At 72.3% G+C, this 1,999-nt stretch carries 1 protein-coding gene; it reads left to right on the top strand.

Annotated features, from left to right (window positions below; translation table 11 throughout):
• Positions 1 to 174: 174 nt before the first annotated feature.
• A complete protein-coding gene (locus K0M70_RS08350) occupies positions 175 to 1,941 on the top strand; it encodes a penicillin acylase family protein (RefSeq protein WP_290781342.1) in 1,767 nt (588 codons plus the stop codon).
• The last annotated feature ends 58 nt before the right edge of the window (positions 1,942 to 1,999 follow it).

Raw genomic sequence — 1,999 nt, 5'->3', positions numbered from 1 at the left:
GTGGAGCGCGCCTAGTCGTCGACCCGCAAGCGGGGACGATTATTGTTATTGGCGTTATTGAGCGCGCACGCGCCCGGACCGGACGGGTTCGGGAGGCCTGCAGTGGCGATGGCGGCGCGCTGGGACATGGGCCATCCTAGGCACAGTCCCGTCCCTCCCGCAAGCGACCCCTCCATGCGCAAGGCTTTACGCGTCACCGGCTGGCTGTTGATGTCCGTGTTGGTCCTGGTCCTGGTGGCGCTGATGGTGGCGCTGTGGTTCGTGCGCGGCAGCCTGCCCCAGCTGGACGGCGACCGCGCGCTGCCGGGTCTGTCGGCCCAGGTGCAAGTGCAGCGTGATGCGCTGGGCGTGGCCACGGTGGACGCCGCCAACGAGGCCGACGCGGCCCGCGCACTGGGCTTCGTGCACGCGCAGGAGCGCTACTTCGAAATGGACCTGCTGCGCCGCTCGGCGGCGGGCGAGCTGTCGGCGCTGTTCGGGCCGATCGCCATCGAGCGCGACAAGGTGGTGCGCGTGCATCGCCTGCGGGCGCGCGCCGACGACAGCCTGGCCACCGTGGCCGGCAACCGCCTGCCGGTGCTGGAGGCCTACCGCGACGGCGTCAACGCCGGCCTGGCCGCACTGCAGCGCAAGCCCTGGCCCTACCTGCTGCTGCAGGCCGAGCCCGAGCCGTGGACAGTCACCGACACGGCGCTGGTGGGCTATGCGATGTTCTTCGACCTGCAGGATGAAACCAATTCGCGCGAACTGGCGCTGTGGCGCATCCGCGACGCCGTGCCGCCGGCGCTGTACGCGCTGGTGGCGATGGACGGCAGCGAGTGGGACGCCCCGCTGGTGGGGCCTGCGCGCGGCAACGTCGCCCTGCCCGGCCCGGAAACGCTGGACCTGCGCACGCTGCCGGTGCCGGAAGCCAACGGCGACTACGACGTGTCCGAGCCGGCCGCGCCCGGCAGCAACAACTTTGCCGTGTCCGGCCAGCGCACCGCCGACGGCCGCGCCATCGTCGCCGACGACATGCACCTGGGCCTGCGCGCGCCCAATATCTGGTTCCGCGCGCGCCTGCGCTACGCCGATGCGCGCGCGCCGGCCGGAAAGGTGGACGTCAGCGGCTTCACCCTGCCCGGCATCCCGGCCGTCATCGTCGGCAGCAACGGCCACGTGGCCTGGGGCTTCACCAACAGCTACGGTGACTGGCTGGATTTCTACCGCGTGGACTGGGCCGACCAGGCCCGCACGCGCTATCGCGTCGCCGATGGCCAGCAGGCGCTGCAGGTCACCAGCGAATGGATTCGGGTGAAGGGCGGCGCGCCGGTGGAGCTGAAGGTGCGCGAAACGCGCTGGGGCCCCATCACCGCCGAGCTTGACGCCGGTACGTCGCTGGCGCTGCGCTGGACGGCGCAGCTGCCGGGCTCGCTCAACTTCGGGCTGGCTGACCTGGCCTTCGCCGGCAACCTCGATGAAGGCCTGGCCGCCGCCGACCTGGCCGGCATCCCGGCCCAGAACCTGGTGATCGGCGACGGCACCGGGCGCATCGGCTGGCGCCTGACCGCGCAGCTTCCCGAGCGCGCCGGCCAGTGTGACGCCAGCGCTCCGCTGGCCGTGGCCAGCGGCTGCCGCTGGAACGGCTGGCTGCCCGCCATCGAAAACCCCGGCCTGGTGGACCCGGCCGACGGCATCCTGTGGACCGCCAACAACCGCACGCTCGACGGCGAGGCGCTGCGCCTGGTGGGCGACGCCGGCTATGCCAACGGCGCCCGCGCGCGCCAGATCCGCGACGCCCTGCTGGCCAAGGACAAGCTCACCGAATCGGACCTGCTGGCGATCCAGCTCGACGACCGCGCCCTGTTCCTCAGCCGTTGGCACCAGGCCCTGATGGACGAGGCCGCGCGCAGCGGCACCAGCGCCGAACTCAAGGCCCTGGCGGAGGCGGCACGCCCCTAGGACGGCCGCGCCAGCGCCGATTCGGCCAGCTACCGCATCGTGCGCGGCTGGCGCCTGG

Origin of the sequence: Arenimonas sp. (assembly GCF_019459675.1) — a bacterium.
In the GTDB taxonomy this organism is placed as follows: domain Bacteria; phylum Pseudomonadota; class Gammaproteobacteria; order Xanthomonadales; family Xanthomonadaceae; genus Arenimonas.
Note: the sequence above shows the minus strand (reverse complement) of the source record. Positions and strands in the feature narration are given on the sequence as shown.